Origin of the sequence: Acinetobacter sp. YH12249, from assembly GCF_013417475.1 — a bacterium.
In the GTDB taxonomy this organism is placed as follows: Bacteria; Pseudomonadota; Gammaproteobacteria; order Pseudomonadales; family Moraxellaceae; genus Acinetobacter.
On sequence record NZ_VPDX01000024.1, the window covers coordinates 1 to 25724 of the forward strand.

General features: G+C 42.7%; 22 protein-coding genes. 7 read left to right on the forward strand and 15 right to left on the reverse strand.

Annotated features, from left to right (window positions below; genetic code table 11):
• From FTV25_RS12310 to FTV25_RS12320, 3 genes are all read right to left on the reverse strand, one after another.
• Positions 1-119, reverse strand: a 119-nt coding sequence (locus tag FTV25_RS12310; protein ID WP_180003964.1) for a DUF4372 domain-containing protein, incomplete at its 3' end; no start/stop codon positions are given.
• A 117-nt stretch (positions 120-236) separates the two neighbouring features.
• On the reverse strand, positions 237-1619 hold the full coding sequence (locus tag FTV25_RS12315; protein ID WP_159123120.1) for an amino acid permease: 1383 nt from the start codon (positions 1617-1619) through the stop codon (positions 237-239).
• Positions 1620-1662: 43 nt separating this feature from the next.
• Complete coding sequence (locus FTV25_RS12320) at positions 1663-3378, reverse strand: alpha-keto acid decarboxylase family protein (RefSeq protein WP_180003966.1); 1716 nt, start codon at positions 3376-3378, stop codon at positions 1663-1665.
• Between the two features lie 139 nt (positions 3379-3517).
• Here FTV25_RS12320 and FTV25_RS12325 point away from each other — a divergent pair, with 139 nt between their 5' ends.
• Positions 3518-3991, forward strand: a complete 474-nt coding sequence (locus tag FTV25_RS12325) for an Lrp/AsnC family transcriptional regulator (protein ID WP_034703664.1) — start codon at positions 3518-3520, stop codon at positions 3989-3991.
• Between the two features lie 54 nt (positions 3992-4045).
• Here FTV25_RS12325 and FTV25_RS12330 read toward each other — a convergent pair whose 3' ends face one another.
• Positions 4046-5476, reverse strand: coding sequence for an aldehyde dehydrogenase family protein (locus FTV25_RS12330; RefSeq protein ID WP_180003968.1), 1431 nt, complete (start codon positions 5474-5476; stop codon positions 4046-4048).
• Positions 5477-5779: 303 nt separating this feature from the next.
• On the opposite strand from FTV25_RS12330, the gene FTV25_RS12335 reads away from it, so the two are divergent.
• Positions 5780-6832 carry an aromatic ring-hydroxylating dioxygenase subunit alpha gene (locus FTV25_RS12335; protein ID WP_180003970.1) on the forward strand — a complete coding sequence of 351 codons (1053 nt, stop codon included), beginning with the start codon at positions 5780-5782 and terminating at the stop codon, positions 6830-6832.
• A gap of 86 nt (positions 6833-6918) precedes the next feature.
• On the opposite strand, the gene FTV25_RS12340 is transcribed toward FTV25_RS12335, so the two are convergent.
• Positions 6919-8451: an aspartate aminotransferase family protein gene (locus tag FTV25_RS12340; RefSeq protein WP_034703653.1), complete on the reverse strand. Its 1533-nt coding sequence runs from the start codon at positions 8449-8451 to the stop codon at positions 6919-6921.
• 3 nt (positions 8452-8454) lie between these two features.
• On the reverse strand, positions 8455-9828 hold the full coding sequence (locus FTV25_RS12345) for a diaminobutyrate--2-oxoglutarate transaminase (protein ID WP_159123116.1): 1374 nt from the start codon (positions 9826-9828) through the stop codon (positions 8455-8457).
• 476 nt (positions 9829-10304) lie between these two features.
• Between FTV25_RS12345 and FTV25_RS12350 the strand changes: the two genes are divergently transcribed.
• Together FTV25_RS12350 and FTV25_RS12355 are read left to right on the forward strand one after the other, a co-directional pair.
• A complete protein-coding gene (locus FTV25_RS12350; RefSeq protein WP_180003973.1) occupies positions 10305-11006 on the forward strand; it encodes an SIMPL domain-containing protein in 702 nt (233 codons plus the stop codon).
• A gap of 167 nt (positions 11007-11173) precedes the next feature.
• A complete protein-coding gene (locus tag FTV25_RS12355) occupies positions 11174-11770 on the forward strand; it encodes a phosphatase PAP2 family protein (protein WP_180003975.1) in 597 nt (198 codons plus the stop codon).
• Between the two features lie 63 nt (positions 11771-11833).
• Here FTV25_RS12355 and proB read toward each other — a convergent pair whose 3' ends face one another.
• Positions 11834-12967, reverse strand: a complete 1134-nt coding sequence (gene proB, locus FTV25_RS12360) for a glutamate 5-kinase (RefSeq protein ID WP_180003977.1) — start codon at positions 12965-12967, stop codon at positions 11834-11836.
• 27 nt (positions 12968-12994) lie between these two features.
• The gene (gene cgtA, locus FTV25_RS12365) at positions 12995-14200 is read right to left on the reverse strand and encodes an Obg family GTPase CgtA (RefSeq protein ID WP_004782712.1); all 1206 of its coding nucleotides are present in this window, start codon (positions 14198-14200) and stop codon (positions 12995-12997) included.
• Between the two features lie 267 nt (positions 14201-14467).
• Between cgtA and FTV25_RS12370 the strand changes: the two genes are divergently transcribed.
• Positions 14468-15664, forward strand: a complete 1197-nt coding sequence (locus FTV25_RS12370) for an MFS transporter (RefSeq protein WP_180009800.1) — start codon at positions 14468-14470, stop codon at positions 15662-15664.
• 50 nt (positions 15665-15714) lie between these two features.
• Here the strand turns inward: FTV25_RS12370 and FTV25_RS16120 are convergent, their stop codons facing one another.
• The 6 genes from FTV25_RS16120 to uvrB all read right to left on the reverse strand — a co-directional run bounded on the left by FTV25_RS16120 (position 15715) and on the right by uvrB (position 22538).
• The gene (locus tag FTV25_RS16120) at positions 15715-16347 is read right to left on the reverse strand and encodes a hypothetical protein (protein ID WP_257218977.1); all 633 of its coding nucleotides are present in this window, start codon (positions 16345-16347) and stop codon (positions 15715-15717) included.
• A gap of 29 nt (positions 16348-16376) precedes the next feature.
• Complete coding sequence (locus tag FTV25_RS12380; RefSeq protein ID WP_159123113.1) at positions 16377-16751, reverse strand: helix-turn-helix domain-containing protein; 375 nt, start codon at positions 16749-16751, stop codon at positions 16377-16379.
• Between the two features lie 211 nt (positions 16752-16962).
• Entirely contained in the window at positions 16963-18420 is a 1458-nt protein-coding gene (locus FTV25_RS12385; RefSeq protein ID WP_004782721.1) for a glyceraldehyde-3-phosphate dehydrogenase, read from the reverse strand.
• 246 nt (positions 18421-18666) lie between these two features.
• Positions 18667-19599 (reverse strand): EamA family transporter RarD, encoded by a 933-nt coding sequence (rarD, locus tag FTV25_RS12390; protein ID WP_180003981.1) that lies wholly within the window; start codon positions 19597-19599, stop codon positions 18667-18669.
• 175 nt (positions 19600-19774) lie between these two features.
• The gene (locus FTV25_RS12395) at positions 19775-20374 is read right to left on the reverse strand and encodes a lipocalin family protein (RefSeq protein ID WP_180003982.1); all 600 of its coding nucleotides are present in this window, start codon (positions 20372-20374) and stop codon (positions 19775-19777) included.
• Positions 20375-20516: 142 nt separating this feature from the next.
• Positions 20517-22538 carry an excinuclease ABC subunit UvrB gene (gene uvrB / locus FTV25_RS12400; RefSeq protein ID WP_034170047.1) on the reverse strand — a complete coding sequence of 674 codons (2022 nt, stop codon included), beginning with the start codon at positions 22536-22538 and terminating at the stop codon, positions 20517-20519.
• A 577-nt stretch (positions 22539-23115) separates the two neighbouring features.
• Here uvrB and FTV25_RS12405 point away from each other — a divergent pair.
• Positions 23116-23904: a hypothetical protein gene (locus FTV25_RS12405; protein WP_034580895.1), complete on the forward strand. Its 789-nt coding sequence runs from the start codon at positions 23116-23118 to the stop codon at positions 23902-23904.
• A 57-nt stretch (positions 23905-23961) separates the two neighbouring features.
• Here the strand turns inward: FTV25_RS12405 and FTV25_RS12410 are convergent, their stop codons facing one another.
• The gene (locus FTV25_RS12410) at positions 23962-24141 is read right to left on the reverse strand and encodes a hypothetical protein (RefSeq protein ID WP_004782731.1); all 180 of its coding nucleotides are present in this window, start codon (positions 24139-24141) and stop codon (positions 23962-23964) included.
• A 445-nt stretch (positions 24142-24586) separates the two neighbouring features.
• On the opposite strand from FTV25_RS12410, the gene FTV25_RS12415 reads away from it, so the two are divergent.
• Positions 24587-25681, forward strand: a complete 1095-nt coding sequence (locus FTV25_RS12415; RefSeq protein ID WP_180003984.1) for an OmpW family protein — start codon at positions 24587-24589, stop codon at positions 25679-25681.
• Positions 25682-25724: the final 43 nt, after the last annotated feature.

Here is a 25724-nt window from a genome sequence, read left to right on the forward strand (position 1 = left end):
TCCCACCGGGAAGCCGCTCTAAATTTCTGTCCAACATGGTGTACTTTAGCAAGTTGTTCAAAATCCTGTCGCACAACAGGTTTAATTAGCTCATGAAATACGGTATTCTGATGTGACAAAACCTGAACCCTGGTCGTTAAAGTGTTTGTTTGCACTCATATTTTAACTGTTAGGACTCAGGTTTTTTTATTTAAAGCAAACTATGGGACAGCAGTGCCTGTTCAGGGCCTTTTTATTTAAGTGGTGGGTTCAGTAGATTCAGGCAAGAGCACAGGTTTCCTGCGATATTTCATCACATACATCACCGTCAAAAACAGCAACCAGACCGGCACCAATGCAACAGCAATCTGCATTTCTTTGGTAAAGCTCATGATCATTAAAATCATGATGATAAATGAAATCGTCAGGTAATTACTCCAGCGGCCAAACAGACTTGGGAATGCGGTCGTCTGCTGCTGTTCCTGCATGGCTTTTCTGAATTTCAGATGGGTCAGTGAAATCATCAGCCAGTTAATCACCAGAGCTGAAACCACCAGTAGCATCAGAATACCAAAAGCTTCACCCGGCATGAGGTAATTCATTAATACACAGATACCGGAGACTGCTGCCGAGAATAGAACAGCATTCACCGGGATACCACGGCGGTTAATTTTCTTTAAGAATGCCGGTGCATTACCCTGCTGAGCCAGACCCAATAACATACGGGTATTACAGTAAATACAACTGTTATAGACTGAAAGTGCAGCGACCAAGACTACAAAATTAAGAACATTGGCCACGCCGTGACTATTCAATGACTGGAAAATCATTACGAACGGACTACCGCCTTGCGCCACCAGATTCCATGGATAGAGACATAGCAACACACCTATGGCGCCAATATAAAAAATGAGTACACGGTAGACAATTTGATTGACTGCTTTTGGAATGGTCTTTTCTGGATTTTTGGTTTCACTAGCAGCAATACCAATCAGCTCCAGCCCACCAAATGCAAACATAATCACGGCAAGTGCCATCATAAAACCCGACCAGCCCTCAGGGAAAAATCCGCCATGCTGCCACAAGTTGGTCACACTGGCCTGACTTCCTGCAGAACCGCTAAACAGCAGATAGATCCCGAATCCGATCATGCTTAAAATGGCAATGATCTTGACCATGGAAAATATAAATTCGCTCTCACCGAAGAATTTGACATTGACCAGATTGATCCCATTCATAAGCAGGAAGAATGCCAGTGCCGTGAGCCAGGTCGGAATCTCCGGCCACCAGAACTGAATAAAAGTACCAATTGCACTCAACTCAGCCATACTCACTAAGACATAGAGCACCCAATAGTTCCAGCCTGAAATAAAGCCTGCTTTTTTGCCCCAGTATTTATTGGCAAAATAACTGAATGAACCACTGACCGGTTCATGCACCACCATTTCACCCAATTGGCGCATGATCAGAAATGCAATGATGCCAGCGATGGCATAGCCCAGAAGCACTGATGGGCCTGCCAGCTGAATTGTATGTGATAAACCTAAAAATAATCCTGTACCGATCGCTCCACCTAAGGCGATTAGCTGGATATGCCGGTTGGAAAGCTGTTTTTTTAATTGATGATCTTCAACATCCATATTGTCACTCCTTGTGAACAATTTTTTTAATTTCTACATTTTGCTAGATTGCCTTTTTGTAGGGAGGTGTATTCTGCTCAACCAGCTGCTTATAACCATATTCACCATAGTCATAGCGTGCCACGACTTCAGCAAACTGTTTTAAACGTTGTGGTGCATCCATACGTGGGAGTTGCAGTTCAATCAGACATAATTCCTCAGCCTGATGAACTTGTGCGAGTGTACGCTTTAATTCTGCCGGGGTTTTCACTATATGAGCCTGATGCGGAGTATCAGCAGAAAAGACTTGAGCAAACTGGCTGTATTGCCAGTTCTGAATATCGTTGTACTTGGCATTTTCACCCATGATCAAACGTTCAATGGTATAGCCGCCATTATTTAAAATAAAAATTACGGGTTTTAAGCCTTCTCTTAATAAGGTAGAAAGCTCCTGAATGGTCAGCTGAATCGAACCATCACCAATAAACAGCAGATGACGGCGCTGTGGTGCAGCAAGCATACTGCCAAGCAAGGCAGGCAAGGTATAGCCGATTGAACCCCAGATCGGTTGTACCAGATACTTGGCGGTCACTGGCAAGGTTAGTCCAGACAACCCCGCATTGGCGGTGCCCACTTCTGCCACAATCACATCATCTTCCTGCAAGAACTCAGAAATCTGCTGCCAGAGTGCAGTTTGGCTCAGCGCAGTATTTTCTTCAATCTGCTGAGTTTGTAAATGTGGTTTCGGTGCAGGATTAAAAGTATGTGGTTGATCATCTAAAGTCTGTTTTGATATGGCTTGAATCAACTGAGCTAAATCCAGTCCACTGATCATCTGTCCATCTAAACAAAGACAGGAATCCGCCAGATACAGCATATTTTGTGCGGATACACGATGTGAGAAAAATGCTGTGGCAACATCGGTAAAACGTGGCCCAATAGCGATCAGGCAATCTGACTGTTCCACCAGCTGACAAGTCGATGCTGCGCTTGCTGCACCTGCATAAACGCCCGCATATAAGGGGTGACTTTCATTCATGATATTTTTGGCAGTAGACAGACAGGTATAGGGAATCTGCATGCGCTCAGCCCAATTTTGCAGCATATCGGTAAGCTGGAAAATTTCTGCTTCATTGTCAATGAGCAGGACTGGCTGACGTGCCTGTTTGATGCGTTTGGCTATCCGTGCCGCAGTTTCTTGCAGAAGTTTTGGATCACTCTGTGGACGGCTCAGATCCAGAGGCTGCTTAGGTACTTTAATCTGAAGATGGGTAATATCTGAAGGGAGCTGGATATGAACCGGTCGACGCATCAATATACATTGCTTTAATACCCGGTCAATTTCACTCACTGCATTGGCTGGAGTCAAACGCGTTTGTGCCACAGTAAATTCGCGCATACAATTCATGATATTGTCATAATCGCCATCAATCAGGGTATGGTGTAACAAAGCACCCTGCTCTACGGCATGCAAAGGCGGGATACCGGAAATATGCACCATGGCAACCTGCTCGGCATATGCACCTGCAATGCCGTTAATCGCGCTCAAATCACCAACCCCATAAGTGGTCAGTAAAGCGCCGACACCATGCAGACGGGCATAACCATCCGCTGCATAAGCTGCATTTAGCTCATTACAGTTACCAATAAATTCCAGTTTCGGATCAATTTCGATCTGTTCTAAATAGGAGAGATTAAAGTCGCCTGGCACACCAAAAATATGCTGAATTCCTAGCTCTTGCAGGCGCTGATTAAGGTACTGACCAATTTCCATAAACATTATTATTTTCCCTATCACTTATTATGCTTCAATTACAGAATATTGCATTTCATTTTCTGATTTCGTGCATAATGCAAGTCACAATGATTCAAAAACACATAAAACGTGTATCGGATAAGGATTCAATGCAATGGATGCAATGGATAAATTTGACTGGAAAATCATCCAGGCTTTGCAAAAAAATGGGCGCCTGACGAATCAGGAAATCGGAGATTTAATCGGTTTGTCAGCCTCTCAATGTTCTAGACGGCGTCAGCTGCTGGAGCAAAAAGGAATTATTTTAGGTTATAGCGCCTGCATTCATCCTGAAGCTTTAGGGATTGCAGTTTTGGCTATGGTACAGGTCAATCTCAAAACACATGACGCAGCAGCGAAGATCGCTTTTCAACAATTGATTGAAGAAGAAGAAGCTATTCAGGAAGCTTTTTCTTTAAGTGGTGATGCAGATTTCATGTTAAAAGTAGGTGCCAAAAATCTGGAAATGCTGGCAAATTTTGTGACTGAAAAATTGCTGAGCTGTAATTTTATTGGTCATATCAAATCTTATATTGTCTTAAATAAATTCAAGCAATTACATTTTGATTTTCAGGCTGCCCGCCCTTTATTACGTTGATATATCTTAAAGTAAAAGAAAAAAGCTCAAGTTTAACTTGAGCTTTTTTTTGATTTAAGTTTTATTAATATGAACAACCTGCTGAATCGTATTTTCGAGCAGCCCACTCAGTCCGAACTGGGCACCGATGCCCGAATGCTTCCATCCACCAAAAGGTACATGCGGGAAAATCTCACCATGCGTATTGATCCATGCCGTACCACAACTCAGTCGTTGAGCAAACTGTTGTGCCTGTTCCAGATCGGAGGACCAGATCGAACCACCTAAACCAAAATCCGTATTGTTGGCTTCAGTCAGTACTTCTTCAATATCGTAATAACGGATCAAAGGTAATACCGGACCAAACTGCTCTTCCTGCACCAGACGGCTATCTGGGCTCACATTGGTCACGATTGTGGGTGCAATAAAATAGCCTGTATCGAGTAGATTCTGACCAGATGTCATGACTATTGCACCTTCATCCTGAGCTTCCTGAATCATGGTCTGAACTTTTTGGTATTGCTTGATGTTTTGCACTGGGCCAAAAGTAGTCGTCTCGGCTAAACCATCTCCCAGAGATTGTTGCTGTGCGACTTTTACTAATTCCTGTGCCAGTGAATCATATTGGCTGTCATGCACATACAGCCGTTTCAACGCTGCACAGGTCTGGCCCATGTTGATAAAAGCTCCATTAAAGATTCGGGTTGCCATTGCCTGGATATCGGTATCTGGCAAAACAATGCCTGCATCATTGCCACCAAGTTCCAGTGTCAGATGTTTGAAAGTCGCGGCTGCATTTTGCATGATTCTTTGCCCAGTCGCAGTTGAACCGGTAAATACCACTTTGGCAATTGCAGGGTGACTGGTCAGATTGGCACCGACCTCACCGCCTCCTGTAAGTATAGAGACCACTCCAGGTGCAACCTCTTGCTGAATCAGCTCACCGAGTCGAAGGGTAGACAATGGGGTAAATTCTGAAGGCTTATTGATCACTACATTGCCAGCGCGGATTGCCGGCATGATATGCCAGACAGCAATCATTAAAGGCCAGTTCCATGGAGTAACCGATGCTACAACTCCTAAAGGCCGATGATAAAGTTCGATCCGCTTATTAGCATCATCCTGTAAGATTTCAGTTTCAATCTTGAGTTCTGCCTGATAGCGGGTCCAGGCAATGGCCCCACCGACTTCAAATTCAGCCAGTGCATAAGGTTTGCCCTGCTCCTGCACCACTAAACGCGCTAACTCTTCCCGATGTTCTTCAATACGATCTGCAATACGATGCAGGATTGACTGTCGCGTTGCATCATCCGTATTTTTCCAGTGTTGAAATGCCTGCTCGGCACTACGGATGGTATCTTCAATTTGTGCTTCCGAGGGAGAGGAACATAGGGCCAATACCTGCTCATCAGCAGGATTGATCACTACAAAACTTTCGGCAGCGCCTTGTACCATTTTTCCTTGAATAATACAGCCAACGGGTTGGGATACATGCAAATTAGTCATCTCTTCATCCTGAATCAGATATTTTTGTTGTTCCCTGACATTAGCTGATTTTGTCTGAATGGAGCTTGCATATCACATTAGGCATAAAGTCCTGAATGCACATTTTGTGCATGGAAAATAGAAGAATCATCTTTCGGGATGCTTTTTTGGAACTTTAAATATTGCTTCCTTTAATTTTTTGCCTATAGCTCATTCTTCCTTACATCCTGTTCGAATTTATGCAACAGGATGTCCTGATCTTTGGAATTTCGTAGAACATCACATTGGCCTATATTGGAAATAAAGAATCACAGTGATAGCGTCATGAATAGCACAACCATTCCAGTTTTCAATCCCGATTTACCGATTCACATGACATTTGAAGAACATGACTGGCATCTCCTGGCTCAATATTGGTATCCAGTAGCCTTAGCCCGTGATATTTCCGAACAGCCGTTAGGGACAATGCTGCTAGATATGCCACTGGTCATTTATAAGATGCAGGATGAACTGATCGTGGCCAAAGATGCCTGTCCGCATCGTGGCGTGCCCTTAAGTCTGGGAAAAAATGATGGTCAAGGCGTCGTTTGTCCTTATCATGGCTTGCGTTTTGGTACACAAGGTAAATGCAACCGTATCCCTGCCCATCCACAGCATAAAATTTCAGATCGGTTTCATTTACGGACCTATGCCGCGGTTGAACGTTATGGTCTGATCTGGTGTTCACTGACAGCTGACAAAGATGCTGAACCGAATATTCCAGTGATGCCTTATTGGAATGATGCAGATTATCAGCAACTGGTTTGCCCACAAGTTGACATCAAATGTTTTGCGGGTAGACAGCTAGAAGGCTTTATTGATGTCGCCCATTTTGCCTGGGTACATCCGGATACCTTCGGTGATCCGAATGATGTTGAAGTCCCGGATTACACCACAACAGAAACAGAATATGGTTTCAGTGCCGACTATATCAGCAGTGTCGGCCGTTATCCGATTGGGTTAGATCAGCGTGGTCAGGAAGATTTTAAATGGCTACGGCATTTTGAAATTAGTCTGCCCTTTACTGCAACCCTGACCATCCATTTCCCTAATGATGCCAAACAGGTGATTATGAATGCTGCTTCACCGATGACCGCCCGTCAGACCCGACTGTTTGCTCCTATCTGTCGTAATTATGATAAAGACTTACCCGTTGAAGAAGCCTACGATTTTAATCTGAAGATTTTTGAAGAAGATCGCCTGATTGTCGAAAACCAGAAGCCTGAGTTTTTACCGCTAGACTTATCTCTGGAAGCACATTTCCCGGCAGATCGCAGCTCCAGTATGTACCGTAAACTGTTAAGGAAAAAAGGCTTTAATCCTTTATTTGCAGCTTAATCACCTTGAAGCTGATGATCTATATATGGATCAAAACCCAATAAAAAAGGAGATCATCTAGATCTCCTTTTTTCACCTGCAACCGCTTATGCGATTGGCGGTGTATAAGTACCATCAGCAATTGAATCTTTGATACGGTCCGCTTCTGCAAGCACAAGTGCCAACAGGTTCTTCACGTTTTCAAGCGTTGCAACCGGGCTTAAAGTCGTCATTTTCAGTGATTGAACTTGACCCACTTTAGTCACACCAATATTTGCTTCACCACGTGCAAACAGTTCATCCGCGACGTTCTGATTCAAGGCATCGACAAACTCAGCTGGATAGCCTGCTGGAACCACACGGAACAATACCGATGCAAATTGTGGCTCAACCAGAAGTTCCAGACCATCAGTTGCCTTGATGTAATCTGCGACTTCACGAGTCAATTTCACGCCATGGTCGATCATCGAACCATAAAGCTCTTCACCCAACGCTTCTACAGTCATCCACAATTTCAACGCGTCGAAACGACGAGTGGTTTGTAGCGACTTCGACACCAGGTTAGGTACACCGTGCTCTTCGTCATAAGCAGAGTTCAGATATTCTGCTTCGTAGTGCATGAAACGATAGTTCGCTTCATCTTTCAGCAAGAATGCACCGCATGAAATGGTCTGGAAGTAATGCTTATGGAAATCCAGTGTCACAGAATCAGACAGCTCGATGCCATCCAGCATAGAACGATAGTCATTAGACAGAATCAGTGCACCACCCCATGCTGCGTCGATGTGCATCCACGCACCATATTTATTGGTGATTTCACGAATCTGTTTGAGGGGATCAATTGCACCAGCATCAGTTGTACCAGCAGTTGCCACCACACATGCCACGATTTTGCCTTCAGACTGAAGATGCGCCATGGTTTTTTCCAGCGCATCAACGTCCATCTGAGCATTTTCATTCACAGGAACAGTCACGACAGACTGGAAGCCCATGCCCATCATCGCCATATTCTTTTGCACAGAGAAGTGTGCATTTTCAGAACAGATGACTTTAACGTTACGCATTGCATCCGCTGGGATACCATCACGCTGAACCGACCACGGATTACCGTTTTCGTCTTTCCAGTTTTTCGCTATGCAGGCATCACGTGCAAGTAACACGCCCATCAGGTTGGATTGCGTACCACCAGAAGTGAAAACACCTGCCTGACCTGAGCCATAGCCGACTTTTTGGCGTAACCAGTCAATCAGTTGCACTTCCATCAAAGAACCTGCTGGGCTTTGATCCCAAGAGTCCATGGACTGGTTAGTGGCGTTAATTAACACTTCCGCGATCTGGCTAGTGACCATTGTCGGGCAATGCAAATGCGCAAGCGAATGCGGGTGATGTACTTTCAAGCTCTTGTTGAGGAATAGCTCAACCATACGCTCTAAAGATTTCTCTACGCCCAGACCCTCTTTAGAAGGATTGAAAGCAATTGCGCTACGCAATTCCTTGATGCTACCGCCAGTATACATCTTGTCATTTTGCAACCATGCTGCAACCGCTTTGGTCGCCTGATCCATCGCCGACTCATAGTCAGCGATAGATGCAGCATCATTGCAGAGTAACGCTTTACGGTGTTCTGCAAAATCTACCATGAATTATGCGCCTCGAACTGCGACTAGAGCTTCAGCAACCGCTTTCTTGAAGCGAACCAGAACTTCTTCACACTCAGCCTGAGTGATGATCAATGGGCAAAGTAAACGGATTACTGTACCGTTACGACCACCTTTTTCCAGCAACAGTTTGTTGTTGAAACAAGCGGTTTGAATTGCTGCAGCCAATTGGCCATCAGCAGGGAAAGAACCCATATGGTCTGCCGGTTTACGCTCGTCGACGATTTCAACACCGATCATCAGACCGCGACCACGTACGTTACCGATACATGGGAATTCAGCAGCCAGTTTTTTCAGTTCAGCTTGCAGGAAATCACCACGTTCTTGTGCATTTTGCGCAAGATTTTGTTCTTTAATGGTTTGTAGCGTCGCAAGACCTGTACCCATTGCCAGCTGGTTACCACGGAAAGTACCGGTATGGCCAGCAGGTTGCCATGCATCGAACTTACGTTTAATACCCAGTACTGCAAGTGGCAAGCTACCGCCAACGGCTTTAGACATTACAACCACATCAGGTTCGATACCAGCATGTTCGAATGCGAACATTTTGCCTGAACGCGCAAAGCCTGCTTGAACTTCGTCAAGAATCAACACAATGTTGTGTTTTTCAGTCACTTCACGGATTTTCTGCAACCATTTTACAGGTGCTGTTACCACCCCACCTTCACCTTGAATCGCTTCAAGAATCACAGCTGCTGGCTTGGTTACACCGCTTTCGACATCTTCAATGAAGTTTTCGAAATAATAAGTCAAAGCATCAACGCCCGCTTCACCGCCTAGACCCAATGGGCAACGGTATTCATGCGGATATGGCATGAATTGAACGCCTGGCATTAAACCATTCACCGAGTTCTTCGCAGACAGGTTACCTGTCATTGCCAAAGAACCGTGAGTCATACCGTGATAGCCACCAGAGAAGCTGATCACTGAACTACGGCCAGTAAAGGTTTTGGCAAGTTTAATCGCTGCTTCAGTCGCATCTGCACCAGATGGACCACAGAACTGTAAGCAATATTCTTCTTTGCCACCTGGCAGGTAAGCCAGAAGTGCTTCAGTAAAAGCATCTTTTAAAGGAGTGGTGAGATCCAGCGTATGCAATGGAAGACCGCTTGCAAGTGTGTCCTGGATACTTTGAATGACCGCAGGGTGATTATGGCCTAATGCCAATGTCCCTGCCCCAGCTAAACAATCAAGGTACTCCGTACCTTCAACATCGGTAACCCAGCAACCTTGTGCTTTCGCTATCGCTAACGGTAATTTACGTGGATAACTACGCACATTCGATTCCATCTGACTTTGGCGAGTCAAGTAGTATTCGTTTGTGGAATTGGTGGCAGGATTTACAGAAGAAACGCTCATATCGAATTACCATCTCTGATATGGGTTGAAAGAAATAAGTCTGGTGACTTGCGGTCGTTTGACTCGGTGCTTTATATAATCTAGTTAGACAATTTTCTATTCAGTAACTAGGAGAGGCGGATGATACAGTTTTTTTCAGGAAAATAAACAACTTTTAGTATCAATTTGCCTCGGCTGTTATTGAAAAAATATATCAAAAAATGTTGCTGTCTAAATTATCAACTTTATGCATGGCAATGACAAGGAACCCTAAACATTTTATGCAATTTTGTTGTCATGAATACAACAGTGTAATTATCAAACAATTATCTCAATAAGTATATAATTTTTATCACATTTAGTTTCTATATACCTATAATAAATAAAATATATTTTTAACAATCCAACGACAATAATTTCGGAATATCAACACATTTCCACCTTAGTATTTTATGATCAGCACAAGGCCAACAATTCCACTAAAACAGGACAACAAAATGCGTCTTTCTTCTTTTTCAGCGCTTGCTTTGCTCGGCGCATTATCTTCTGCCGCTTTCGCAGCTCCTGAAGAAACCTTGAATTATAATGTGGTGAATATCTCGGCAGAAGCCAGCCGCGATATTTCCAATGACCTGATGAATGCCAATTTATTTGTTGAAAAATCCAATAAACAGCCGGCTGAGCTGGCAGCACAAATCAATCAGTTGATGACGCAGGCCATTAATACTGCTAAAAAATACCCTACTGTAAAAATTGAAACCGGTTCACAGCATACCTATCCAGTCTATGACAACGACAACCGCAAGTTAAGAGAATGGCGTGCTCGTGCGCAGGTACGGATTGAATCAACTGACTTTAAAGCCGCCTCACAACTGATTGCTGAGCTACAACAGAACTTCCAGACTGAATCAATTAACTTCACAGTATCTGAAGCAAAACGTAAGAAAGTCGAAAACGAGCTGATGCTTGAAGCTTCGAAAAACTTCCAGCAACGTGCGCAAAGTCTGGCTCAAGCCTGGAACAAACCAGGCTATCAACTGGTGAATCTGAATATCAACACCCATAATTCGGGTTATCCACCTGTGCCACGCATGGCGATGGCCAAATCTGCTTATGCCGAAGCAGTTCCAGAACAGGAAATGGCAGCGGGTGAATCCAAAATGACCGTGAGCGCCAATGGTTCTATTCAGTTTAAATAAGTCTTAATAAAATTATTTAGATGTTTAAAAACCACCCTTTTGGGTGGTTTTTTATCACTTGAATATTCTGCGAAAAATCAATGCTACAAATTCATACAAACTCAGATATGAATTGAGCTTTGATCGGTTTAGAGTAACGGACATTTGTGTCAGCCCTCTCTCTCCTCATGTCACTCGATCAACTGAACCTGTATCTGTTTCATCTTCTCAATGTACCTGACCAAGCCTCGATCTGGATGATCAACTATGCCAGTCTGATAGCACATGATCTGGTGTATGTATTCCTGCTGATTTTTGCTATTGCCTGGCTGCGCGGTGGTCATGAAGTAAAAACTGGGATTATTAAAGCTGCGGTCTTTACAGCGATTACTTTGACTATTAGCGAAGTATTATCTGCCGTTCTAAACACACCCCGCCCTTTTGTCATGGAGGTTGGTCAAACCCTGATTGAGCACGCACCTACAGGTTCATTCCCAAGCAATCACATGAGTATTTTTAGCGGGATTGCCTTTGCCTATTATTTCTCAGCACAACGTGATTTGGGTCGAATCCTGCTCTGGACTGCCTGGCTAGTCGCTTGGTCACGGGTCTATGTAGGTGTGCATTTTCCGATTGATATGGTGGGAGCATTCCTGATTGCTCTGGCAGTCAATCTTGCCGGCTTACCGCTCTGGTGGAAATATGAGAATAAAATCATGAGCTTTATTTTCAGTATTCATCAATTCCTGTTTAAGCCTTTTATTCGAATGGGATGGATTAAATAAACTTAATCCAAATGTCATAAAAAAATCCCGCTCGAAAGCGGGATTTTTTTATAGACCGAAGATTTAGTAAATCGCCATATGATTGCGATGAATCATCTCTAAAGAACGTGCTTCACCCAAGACCTGATGCACTTTATCTGATGCCAGACCTTTGACAATTTCCGCTGAACGCGAACTGAAGTTGACACGTCCTACAGCAATACGGTGACCTTGTCGATCGACACATTCCACTACATCACCACGGTCAAAATGCCCTTCAACCGCTTTGACACCAACAGGCAACAAACTACGATGGTTTTCTTTGATGGCTTTAACAGCACCATCATCAATGACCAAACGCCCTGCCGTTTGTAAGTGTGCAGCCAACCATTGCTGATGTGCAGTCATGCGATCATCATCAGTGATAAATAACGTACCCAGCATTTCACCCGCCATCAGACGCGATAAAACACAGTCACTGTCACCACTAGCGATCAACGTTGGACAACCAGACTTGGCAGCCAGACGTGCAGCACGGACTTTGGTCAGCATACCGCCACGACCAAATTTTCCGCCGCCGCCTGCCATATCAAATAGGCTTTCATCCATGGCACGCACGGTATGGAACAGTTTGGCATCCGGATTAGAACGTGGATCCGAGTCAAACATGCCTTCCTGATCAGTCAGGATAATCAGCAGATCTGCGTGAACTTGTCCCGCCACCATCGCAGCTAAGGTATCGTTATCACCAAAGCGAATTTCGTCAGTAGAAACCGTGTCATTTTCATTAATGACCGGAATCACATGCCAATCAATCAGGTGCTGCAAAGCATCACAAGAGTTGAGATAGCGACGACGGTCTGCCAGGTCATCATGAGTCAATAACACCTGAGCAGTTTGAATGCTGTGTTTTTCCAGCACACTTGACCAGGTCTGGATTAAACCCATCTGACCAATGGCAGCACAAGCCTGAAGACTGGGTAGATCGGTGGGTCGATTCTCAAGTTTCATTCGAACCATACCTTCAGCCACAGCTCCGGAAGAAACGAGAATAATCTCGTGTCCGGCATTGTGTAGATCCGCGATTTGTCCCGCCCAATGCGAGATCGCATCTAAATCTAAACCTTGCCCGTTTGCTGTGAGTAAAGATGATCCGATTTTAACAACGATTCGTTTACAACCCTTGAGCTGACGTTGCCCATCTACCACTTCTATCATCTTGTCCTCAGACTTATCTTTAAAAGATTAACGTACGTAATATACTTCTACGTCGCTGTCGTCATCATCTTCATCATCAAAGTCATCGCCGCCCAGACGTTGAGCGCGACGCATTTCACGATAAGCTTCTTTCGCAGCAATCGTTTGTTCACGTGTTTCAGCTTCAAGCTGATCACGGAATTCTTTCATCTCTGCTGCGTATTCAGGATCTTCAACTTCGCGTTCGCGTTGCTGCTCGATTTGATCCATCAGGTAATACACCACATCCTTAGTTCCTTCAGCCGTTAAGCCTGAAGTTTTAAAGACAGGACCTTCCCACTGCAATTCTTCAAGAATGTGATTACACCATTCATCGCGAGTATCTACAGCAAGCTGATCGACCTTATTCAGAACCAATACCACCGGTAATTTTGAAAGTGTTGGGGAGAATTTTTGCAACTCATTCAAAATCGCTTTGGCATTGTAAGCTGGATCTGAACCGTCAATTGGTTGAACATCTACAATATGAAGCAGAATACGGGTACGTGCCAAATGTTTCAGGAAGCGAATCCCGAGACCTGCACCTTCTGCCGCACCTTCAATCAGACCTGGAATATCCGCCATTACAAATGAACGGTGACGATCCGCATCCACTACACCCAGATTAGGTACCATGGTCGTAAACGGATAATCTGCCACTTTTGGTTTTGCTGCAGAGACTGCACGGATAAAGGTTGATTTACCTGCGTTTGGCATGCCAAGCAAGCCCACATCAGCCAGTACTTTCAGCTCAAGACGGATTTCACGGAATTCGCCTTTGGTACCATGCGTACATTTACGCGGAGAACGGTTGGTTGATGATTTGAAGTGCGTATTACCCAAACCACCTTGGCCGCCATGTGCCACTAATACTTTCTGGCCGTCTTCAACCAGATCGCCAATAATATCGCCAGATTCTGAATCGACGATAGTTGTTCCCACAGGAACTTTTAAAATAACTGATTCGCCACCACGACCAGCACAGTTTGCGCCAGCACCGTTTTTACCACGTTCAGCGCGAAATTTACGGGTATAACGATAATCTACAAGGGTACTCGTGTCGTCGTCAGCCTGAATATAAATGCTGCCGCCACGACCACCATCACCACCATCTGGACCACCAAATGGTACGAACTTTTCACGGCGAAAACTGGCTACGCCATTGCCACCGTCGCCAGCCTCTACGGTAATGACTGCTTCATCAACAAAGCGCATAATGCCAATCCTCTAAAAACTTTAAAAACCGCCTATTCTGCCATATTTTAAAGCATTTCTCGACTATATTTATTCACTATTCCATGAAGATCATGCATTTCAAGCAGATTTTTTTTGAGCTTGTATCAAAATTTTAAAAGTACAATCCAGCTTGAATTGATCGTCTGATGTACATATAGCTCGCAATGCTAAGTTGATTGTTTTTTGTTATTTCTGCTTGGCGTAACATCTTCATATAGTGCAATTCTTTCAATCAGAGTTTTTGTTATGTCAAATCCTAAGGAAAGGAATACTCTCAGCCCATTGTCATCACAATTTGTTTTATTGATGGCACTTGCCTGTGGTTTATGTGCAGGATCAGCATATTTTAATCAACCGCTTATCTATTCGATTGAAAAAGGTTTAGGCATTAGCACCAGTGAAGCTGGTTTGACTGTAGTGATTGCACAAATTGGCTATGTTTTAGGTTTAATGCTCTTGGTCCCACTAGGTGACTTTTTAAATAAGCGCAAACTCATTGTTAGCTTAATGGTCTTTGCTGCTCTTTCTCAGATTTTATTATCGTTAAGTAGCAACTTAAGCACGCTGTATCTATTTACCCTTTGTGCGACGTTCGGCGCAATTTCGGCACAAGTCCTAATTCCTTTTGCATCGAGTATTAGCCCACCCGAATCCAGCGCAGCCACTGTAGGTAAACTCATGAGCGGCTTGGTCATGGGCATCATTTTATCGCGAACATTTGCAGGCTTTGTATCGACCTATTGGTCCTGGAATGCTGTGTATTTCACCAGTGGTATCATCACTTTAGGTTTTGCGATGATCATGTGGAAAAAACTTCCGAACACGACGCCGCAAGCAGGTTTAACAATGATAGGAATTTACCGCTCGTTGTTTATCATTGCTCAAAATAATCCACATCTGATTCGTCGTGCCTGTGCTGGTGCTTTGGGTTTTGGTATTTTGTCGATGATTTTTACCTCTATGACTTTTGTCTTAGGCAGTGCGCCATATTACTTTACTGATTTTGAAATTGGTCTGTTTGGCTTGCTTGGTGTGATCGGGATTTATTCATCAAGTTGGTCGGGTAAAATTGTGGGACAAGGTAGACAAAACTTTGTAGCAAAACTCTGTATTGCTTTGATGTTTTTCTCAACTATCCCTCTATTTTTTGCCCAGCAAAATATCGTGATTTATGCGATTGGCGTACTCATGGCATATTTTGGTTTAACAGCATTTCACGTGCTCAATCAAAATTTGGTCTATCGGATTGATCTTAAATCCCGTTCGCGAATTAATGCGGTGTATATGACGATTTACTTTACTGGTGCAGCTATAGGTTCACTCGGTGCAGTATATGCCTGGCAGCATTTTGGTTGGATGGGTTGTGTGATTCTAGCTTTGGTTTTTTCGATTGGAATTTTACTGATTGATCGGTGGGATTTTAATAAGATGGTTAAAAATTAAGTGTTTTATGAGGAATAAATCGAATGGTTTATTCCTTTTCTCATTACTAATTAAAAATTTAATGTTTTTCGATATAACGCATATTCGTACATCTCCTCAATCAATTCATCAAGTTTTTCAGAAAATGCTATCCTAAAAAACTGATGATAGATTTCCTCATTATTTATTCCATATATATGCGAGTCAATTTTGCTAGCAAGCTCACGATATTCGTCGATCAGTTTTCCTAATTTTTTATTATCTTGATTAAAATTTATAAAACTCAAAGCATCATTTATATTTTGCCTTAGGGGACTTAAAGAACCCCATATCCTTCTGATTTCACATGGCTCGATTTTAGGACCTAAAAATTTTTTTATCATTTCATTATCTAATTCATTTAAATAGTTATTAAGTACAAGCGCCAGAAGCTTATTAGTTTGAGCTTTATATTCCTTTAAATAAATTATTAAATCTTTAGATTGAGCAGCAATTAATTCACTGCCTTTTTGCTCTCGCCAATTCGTGTAAGTCATTAAGACCGCTATTGGAGCAAATATCCCCGCCGACCAAAGCAAAAGATTTGTCGCTAAAGTAATATCAACTTCTAAACTTTTAAAAATTGCATAAATAGCGATGCATAAGGTTAAGATAATTGCGTAGACTGCTAACACTGTCGCAATCAAATTTTCTGATTTTTTCATCTATTGCTTCCCCAAAAGCAATTTAATTTTTATTTAGCAACACGCTCTTTATTTTCTAAAATTTCTGGCAAACTCCGCTCTACCCAGCCAATCAAATAATTTATTTTTTCTGCCGCTTGCGAACCGGTAATGGTCAATTGATATTCCACTTTAGGGGGCACAACCGGATAAACCGTTCTTAAAATAAAACCATCTTGCTCCAGCATTTTTAAGGTTTGTGCCAGCATCTTTTCACTGACCCCTTCAATTCGCTGCTTCAGCTCACTAAAGCGATGTACGCCTTCACTTAAACAGCGTAATACCAGCACTGACCATTTATTGGTGAGATGTTCCAGTATTTCACGGGATGGACATTCATTGGATAGCACCTGCCCCAGTAATGGACTGATTGCATATTTGGTCATTGAAGAGTTCCTTTCTTGATCACAATTTTAGTTATTACTTACTATTTTTAATGTACTTACCATTTGTAAGCTAACAGATTCATATGGACGTATCAAGGTGAATTTTCCATCAATTAAAGGATATGATTTGATAAAGCTGATTTGTCACCTTTATCTTCCACAATAAAAAAAGAGCCTCAAAAGAGGCTCTTTTTTAGATAACTTCTACAAATTATGCATTTGTTTCAGCAGGAACTTTTGGATAGCTTACGCCGCCCATTTGTTCAGCAATGCGAAGTACCTGGCAGCTATAACCCACTTCGTTATCATACCAAACGTAGCAAGTTAAACGGTTGCCTGAAGTGATTGTCGCTTGAGCGTCAAATACACCTGCAGTACGAGAACCGATAAAGTCAGAAGATACAACTTCAGTAGAGTTTGTATAACCGATTTGACCTTGAAGGTTAGAATTGATTGAGATTTGGCGAATGTATTCATTTACTTCATCACGATCAACTTCTTTGTCTAAAGTCAGGTTCAGAATTGCAAGAGATACGTTTGGCGTAGGAACACGTACAGAGTTACCAGTCAACTTGCCTTTCAGTGCAGGAAGTGCTTTCGCAACCGCTTTAGCAGCACCAGTCTCAGTGATAACCATGTTCAATGTTGCAGCACGGCCACGACGGTCAGCTTTGTGGTAGTTGTCGATCAGGTTCTGGTCGTTTGTGAACGAGTGAACTGTTTCAACGTGACCATTGATCACTGTGTATTTGTCGTTTAACACTTTCAGTGTTGGAGTGATCGCATTGGTAGTACAGCTTGCAGCAGAGATGATTTGGTCTTCATCAAGGATGTCAGCCTGGTTCACACCAAATACAACGTTCTTCATGTCACCTTTACCAGGTGCAGTCAGAATTACGCGAGCAGCGCCTGGGCATTTCAGGTGTTGAGCAAGACCTTCAGCATCACGCCATTTACCAGTGTTATCGATCACTAAAGCATTTTCGATACCGTATGCAGTGTAATCCACTTCAGATGGATTAGATGCATAGATCACTTTGATGAACTGACCGTTTGCAATGATTGCTTCGTTTTCTTCATCTACAGAAATCGTACCCGCGAATGGACCATGGATTGAGTCACGACGCAATAAAGACGCACGTTTTTCAAGGTCACCATCAGATGACTTACGAACTACGATTGCTTTCAGGTTCAAGCCACGGCCTAGACCTGACTGGCTGATCATCAAACGGGCAAGGATACGACCGATACGACCGAAACCGTAAAGCACAACGTCTTTACCTTCTACAGAAGTTGCATTGCCTTCAAGTGATTTCACAGCGTCAGCAACGAATGCGTTAACATCACCACCTTTTGCTTTGAATTCAACAGCAAGTTTGCCTAGATCAATTTCAGCAGTACCGATGTTTTCCACTTTTGCCAATGCTTCAAGGATTGGGAAAGTGTCTACAACAGAAAGCTCAACGTCTAATACGCGAGTACGACGATGCGCTTTAAGGATCTGGATTACAGAACGGTTAATTAAAGAGCGACCGTAAACTGTAGCTACGATATTTTTTTCACGATATAACTGACCTACTAGGGCAATCATACGTTCCGCAAGTTCTTCACGGTTTTTCCAACGACCTTGGTGCTCTGCATGGAGGGCAACGATAGTGTCTTTGCTCACAGATACGTCCTCTAATTAATTGTAAATCTAAGCATAAATTTCAAAACCCGATAATTGTAATGGAATTGGCCGCAAGTTTGAATCAAAAGCTGATTAACTCTGGCCGAAAATCCGATATATTCACTATAAATTTTGAAAATAATTGTAATTAGTCAGATGATTTTGCATTTAAAATTTGAAAAATCATCTATTCCCTGTAAAAACCAGATTTTTGTTAAATGTTGTTTATTCAGCCAAATTTATCATTCAAGAATCTAAACGTTTCTGATAACGCTCTAAATTTTGTGCTAGTGTCAGGCGTCTTTTTCGTTGTTCAACAATGTGTAGTATACCTTCAATTACCAACAATACGACGGCCAGCCAGATCGGAAGATAGGTCAGCCATTCGCCGGCTTCAACCCGCTCCCCTAATGCCATAGACGCAAAAGCCAAAAGTACTGGCTCCAGATAGCTCAGCAGACCAAAAATTACGAAAGGCAGATAACGGCTTGCCAGAATATAACTACCTAAGCCTAAAGCACTTAAGAAGCCCAAACCCAACACTGCCAAGATGAGATGAGGGAAACTGACCATAAGCTTGAGAGAATCGCTATGTACAAAGCCCAGATAGAAAGCCACTGGCAGAATCAGACACAAGTCCCACCAGAATCCACCCAAGTGATCCGTACCAAAGCGACGGCGCAGGAAGAAATACAGTGGATAAGCCAAAGCCACATAGACCGTTTCCCAGGCGATCGAACCGATTCGCCAGATTTCATGTCCCACACCTAATATGGCCAGTGCGACTGCTGCCATCTGCCAGCGCGATAGTTTTTCCTTATAAAGCACACATCCGACCAGCACCATGACTAAGGGCAACAGGAAATATCCTAGGGATACCTGTAAACCGCGGCCATTAATTGGTCCCCATAAAAAGAGCCACAACTGTGTCGTACATAACAGGGAACTGATGATCAACCAGAGCAGAAAAGCAGGTTGTTTGAGAATGCGTTTTAAAATTTGAGTGATATGGCTGAGGTCACCTGACCACCACATGAACGCAGTCAAAAATGGAATGGTCGCCAACATCCGCCAGGCAAAGGTCTGTTCACTGTCTAAAGGCTGCAAAAATGGCGTGAATATATAAAGAACACCAAATACTACTGATGCCAATACCGATAATGCAATGCCTTTATACATGCTTCAAACCCAAGATCATTCCAGCGCATTATAACGATTAGTCTAAAATAAAGCTTGAAGATTCATCTGCCCAAAGGCCAAAGGTAATTACAAGGCAAAATACATAATTTAAAAAAGAGAAGGATTAAAAAAACCATGCCGAAGCATGGTTTTTTTAAATAACCCGAGTGGCCTTTTATTTTCTTGCCTGTTGGGTCTGTTTAGTATGAATTACATCACTCAAATCATAACCCACAGATTGCGCATATTGCAGGTATTCATTCACCACATTCTGATCCAGTTGAGGATCACGTGACAATACCCACATATATTTACGTTTAGGCTCGCCGACCAGTACGGTTTGATAATTATCGTCCAGTTTTAATACCCAATAATCGCCACGGCCCACTGGTAACCAGCGAATAAACTCTGGCAAGAAACTTACCTTAAGCTTGGTGTTATAAGGTGCATTCTGAATGTATGCCTCACCTACGGATTGAGTCACCTGACCATTTTTCTGGATACAGCGGTTATCTACATTAACGTTACCATTTTCATTTAATGTATACGTCGCCGTAACGTCACGATCACACTTGTTCTGGAATGTAAGTGGCTTACGAGCCACTTCATACCAAGTGCCCAGATAACGGTCCAATTCAACTTTCTCTACAGTGGGTAAAGAATCGTTCTTGGCATAAGCCATGGTTGCAGCCCCGAGTCCAAGTAGAACTACACCACCCACTGCAATTTTTGCAAGTTTCAATCCCGCATGAGGGAGATTATTTTTAGTTGTCATACGATACCTATTTGATCAGGACAAAATTTTCAACATGAATATTTCGTACTTACAATAGCGGCATCCGCAGACATACTTTGTAGCATTATGTTAGGTTTGTTATTGATTTTACGTAATTTAAATCTGTAATTTACACACAGACCTAACTTAACATCTGCGCTTTTAAACGTAAAATTTCATCCCGTATACGTGCAGCCTGCTCAAACTGCAGCTCTTTTGAAGCCTTGAGCATTTCTTTTTCCAGTTTATTGATATGCTTCGCGAACATCTTCGGATCGGCCATGATATGGCGCTCATCTGCACTAATCGCACGGGCCTGATCGGAAGCTTTCAGCTCAATAGTTTCATCATCCAGCACTTCGCCTGTATCAATTTCCTTAATCACCTGACGTACTGCACTACGTGGTGTAATGCCATGCTCTTCATTAAACTGGATCTGTTTGGCACGACGGCGTTCAGTCTCATCAATAGCTTTTTGCATAGAATCGGTAATGCGATCCGCATACAAAATCGCTTTACCTTTCAAGTTACGCGCTGCACGACCAATGGTCTGGATCAGTGAACGCTCTGAACGCAGGAAACCTTCTTTATCCGCATCCAAAATCGCAACCAGTGAAACTTCTGGCATATCTAGACCTTCACGCAGCAGGTTAATGCCGACCAGAACATCGTGCACACCGGTACGCAGCTCATGAATAATTTTCACACGCTCAACAGTATCAATATCGGAGTGCAAATAGGCCACCTTGATTCCATATTCTTTTAAATAGGACGTCAGGTCTTCTGCCATACGCTTGGTCAATGTCGTTACCAGCACACGTTCATTCATTTCCTTACGGATATTGATTTCAGACAATACATCATCGACCTGCGTCAAGACTGGACGGATTTCAATTTCCGGATCAATCAGACCGGTTGGACGAACCACCTGCTCGACCACCTGTTCAGATTTTTCCAGTTCATATCTTGCAGGTGTGGCACTGACGTACACGGTCGTCGGTACAATACGTTCCCATTCCTCAAATTTCATTGGACGGTTATCCAGCGCACTTGGCAAGCGGAAACCGTAATTCACCAGATTTTCTTTACGGGAACGGTCACCTTTGTACATGGCTCCAATTTGTGGAACAGTCACGTGCGATTCATCGATAATCAGCAAGGCATCATCGGGTACATAATCAAAAAGCGTCGGCGGTGCTTCGCCTGCCGGACGGCCCGATAAATGACGTGAATAGTTTTCGATCCCGTTGGTATAACCAAGCTGCTGCATCATTTCTAGATCATAACGGGTACGCTGCTCGATCCGCTGAGCTTCCAGCAACTTGTCATTTTCACGGAAAAAGACCAGACGTTCTTTTAACTCATCTCGAATCGTTTCAATCGCGCGAGCCAAATTGTCTTTCGGTGTTACATAGTGACTTTTAGGATAGATCGTGACACGCGGCACTTTACGGATCATTTTCCCGGTTAAAGGATCAAACCAGCGAATGGAGTCGACTTCATCATCAAACAGCTCAATCCGGATGGCATCCTGATCCGATTCGGCAGGGAAAATATCAATAATCTCACCACGAATACGATACGTACCGCGCAGGAATTCCAGTTCATTACGGGAATACTGCATTTCAACCAGACGGCGAATAATATCATCACGTCCAATACGGTCGCCTTCGACCACATGCAGCAACATGCTCATATAGGCATTCGGATCACCCAGACCGTAAATCGCAGACACTGAAGCGACAATAATTGCGTCGCGACGTTCTAAAAGTGCACGGGTGGCCGAAAGACGCATCTGGTCAATGTGGTCATTAATTGCCGCATCTTTCTCGATAAAGGTATCTGAAGATGGTACATAGGCTTCTGGCTGATAGTAGTCATAATAACTGACAAAATATTCAACCGCATTATTCGGGAAAAATGCTTTAAATTCGCCGTAGAGCTGTGCAGCCAGCGTTTTGTTATGGGCCATGACAATAGTCGGACGCTGGGTACGGGCAATGACATTGGCCATAGTATAGGTTTTACCTGAACCGGTAACCCCCAGCAAAAGCTGATCGTGATAGCCTTTTTCTATACCCTTGACCAGCTTTTCAATGGCCTGTGGCTGATCGCCAGCAGGTTGATAATTGGTCACCAGTTCAAAGGGTTGTTTATCACTCATAGCTTTAATCATTTCACTGCGGATATCGACTCAATTTATTATGGGGGTAAAACTGAATTACTCAATCCCTATCCAGGTTTCTGTTTAGTAAAATAAAACAGTATCATTGTCATTATTTTATAGTGCTTTACTTTACTTAGATTTAATGAATAAGGTACAGATCAATCCAAATCAATTTTGAATTATGCAACAATCAATATAAAATTGAGATCTTTAAAAATTATAAAAAATTGGCAGGATAATGAAAGATAAAGAGTATCGTGAAATCATGACTAAGAATCAGTTTCGCTATATGGGCACAATCATATTTTGTTTGGGCCTTTTCTATTTAGTTAGCGTTATTTACTTTCTTATTCAAAAACACTTTTTTTAAAACTCACCCATGAGTATCACTTGTGCAAAAGAATAAATTAAGCATTTTCAGACAACAACTTTATTTAGGTTTACTCGGTATGCTGTTTTGGATCATGGGTGGAATATTGTCCTATCTGTTTGGCTAGTCCTGCATAATAATACCTTGACCCTTATTCAATTCAAAGGCAACATGAAGCTAATCAGGACATCGAATAAAAAAGCCATGACTTACCATTATCACGATGAAAGTATTGTTAAATCTCTGCCAGAAAATACGGTATTTGTTTTCGGAAGCAACTTGGCTGGACAACATGCCGGAGGAGCAGCCAGAACAGCTTATGAGCATTTTGGGGCGGTCATGGGGGTTGGTCGTGGCTGGGCAGGTCAAAGTTATGCCATTCCGACTATGAATGAGCATTTGCAACAGATGCCTCTCTCACAAATCCAGCACTATATTGATGACTTCAAGATTTACACCAAGAACCATCCTAAAATTAAATATTTTATTACTTCGGTCGGTTGTGGCATTGCTGGTTATAAAGTCGAAGAGATCGCTCCAATGTTCAAAGGCATTTCTCACAATGTCATTTTTCCGCAATCTTTCCGGCCTTTTGTAGAAAAAGCGCTTCCGAAAATTACGTCGCAATTCCTGCATACCATCTTTCGGGATTCGGTGATTTTTACTCCGGCAACAGATGAGCTGATTGATGTTCTGGCACTGACCGACAATGAAAAGAGTCTGGCCAAGATTCTGCTTAACACTCAGATTTATCCGGTCGACAGCAATGGCCGTGATCGTGTATTTGAGATTGAAGATATTCTGCATAACCTGAATGGCAAGATTTTTGATTTCCAGAATAATTCTGAAGGTTCCATGCTGTTTGGTGCTGTGATTTTGGCACTTCTGGAACTTTATAATATCAATGAAAAAGACTTTATTGATGTCTGGAAAGGTGATCGTGAGATTGCCCCACCAAAACCTGAAAATAAAGCACGTAAAACAGTTCGCTAAGGTAGCTCCCAAATTTTACTCATAAAAAAGCCATGAACTTCATGGCTTTTTTATTTTTTAACGTTTGCCCATTGAACGGCGTGTACCACGAGGTGGCATCCAGGTCCGGTCGGCATAACGCTGCGGTTTAGGTCGTAGATCTTCCAGAACCTCATCTGAAGCAGATTGTTCTGCTTGTTTTAATGGAAACGGTAAATTAACCAAGGGCTTTTTCTTGGGAGAATTTTGGGAGCTCATGCGCAATACTCAATAATTTATGCGGCTATTGTACAAAAAAACTCTATCTGCTGTGTAGCATCGGTTAGCTAAATTTATTCAAGCTTTTTCTAGTAGGTTTTGAGCAGAAAATTTTCTGATTTCTTGTACAAATCACGTCCAGGATAGAAAGCTTAAATCATTATTTAAAACTTAGATTAATGAGAAAAATGTTACCCACTTATTATTCTATTACTTCGATAAAACTGAAAATTTTATAAAAATTAATATCCTATTTATCTTCACTATTCATAATAATTTTTACATAAATATATATTTTATTAATACAATTTATACAAATTTTGGCATTTTTTACTTTCTGTTAACTTTTCACTACTCGTTCTGTAACTGTGTAAATTGGTGAGATTTAACTAAATTGTTCAATAGAAAAACAAATAACTAGCACGGACAAGGAGTCCTCTGAACAATGAAGACAATCATGGTATGCATGGCAGGTCTAGCCACACTACCCCTGCTTGCACATGCAGAATCCCCATATTTCAGCCTACAGGATGGCGATGGCTTTAAGCGATTTTCCGTTTCAGTCGGTGCACTGCATGTCATGCCACAAGGAAAAGCACAACCATTTGCGGTAAATACAGCAGTTCAAGATGGTGAAACGGCTAAAGTTGGTGACATCTCGATCGCTGCAGTCAAGGGCAATCTTGATCCTGCTATGGAGTCGAATCTTTCAACCGGCTTCATTAACCTCATCGATGGCTTAGGCGGAAAAACTTTATCTGGCAATTTAAGTGGCAGTGCAGAGATTTATGGCTTGGAAAGCTGGAATAATGCTGGAACAGGTCTGGAAGCTGATGATGTCACTACACTCGGGATCATGACCAACTATTTCTTTACCGACAATGTCTCACTGGAAATAAAAGCCGGCATTCCTCCCAAAGTCGACTTGCAAGGTAAAGGCAAGATTTATGCACCATTCTCTGCAATGGCAACGCCAAGTATTGATTTAATTCCTCAAATACCGGGTGGCATTGATTTACCGAGTATTGACTTAAAAAATGACATCCCGATTACGGATCTGGAAGCATATGGACCGGCAGCATCTGCACGTGCCTGGACCCCGGCTTTTGAATTTCAGTACCATTTTGGCAAAACAGGTGTCAATAAATTCCGTCCTTATGTCGGGCTTGGACTCATGTATGCCTATTTCAATGAACTGGAAATCAATTCAAGTACTGAACAAGACCTGATTAAAGCCGGTCATATGATTGCCAACATTAAGGAAGGCAAAGCTGGCGCTTCTCTAGATGGGATAGAAAGTAGTGCTAATCCAAAAGTTGATCTGGAAGCGTCTGATACTTTTGCTCCTGTCGCGACTGTCGGCTTCACTTATGACTTTAATGATACCTGGTTCGCGGTAGGTTCTGTATCTTATGCTCATCTGAAAAATGACACCACGATTACGGTAACAGATGCAAATCTAGGTGAACTGATTCGCTCCAAAGCCGATATTGAAGTCAATCCAATTCTGGCCTATGCCGGATTCGGGATGCGTTTCTAATCAATTAATTCTTTCATTAAAAAAACTGAATACTTCAGGACAA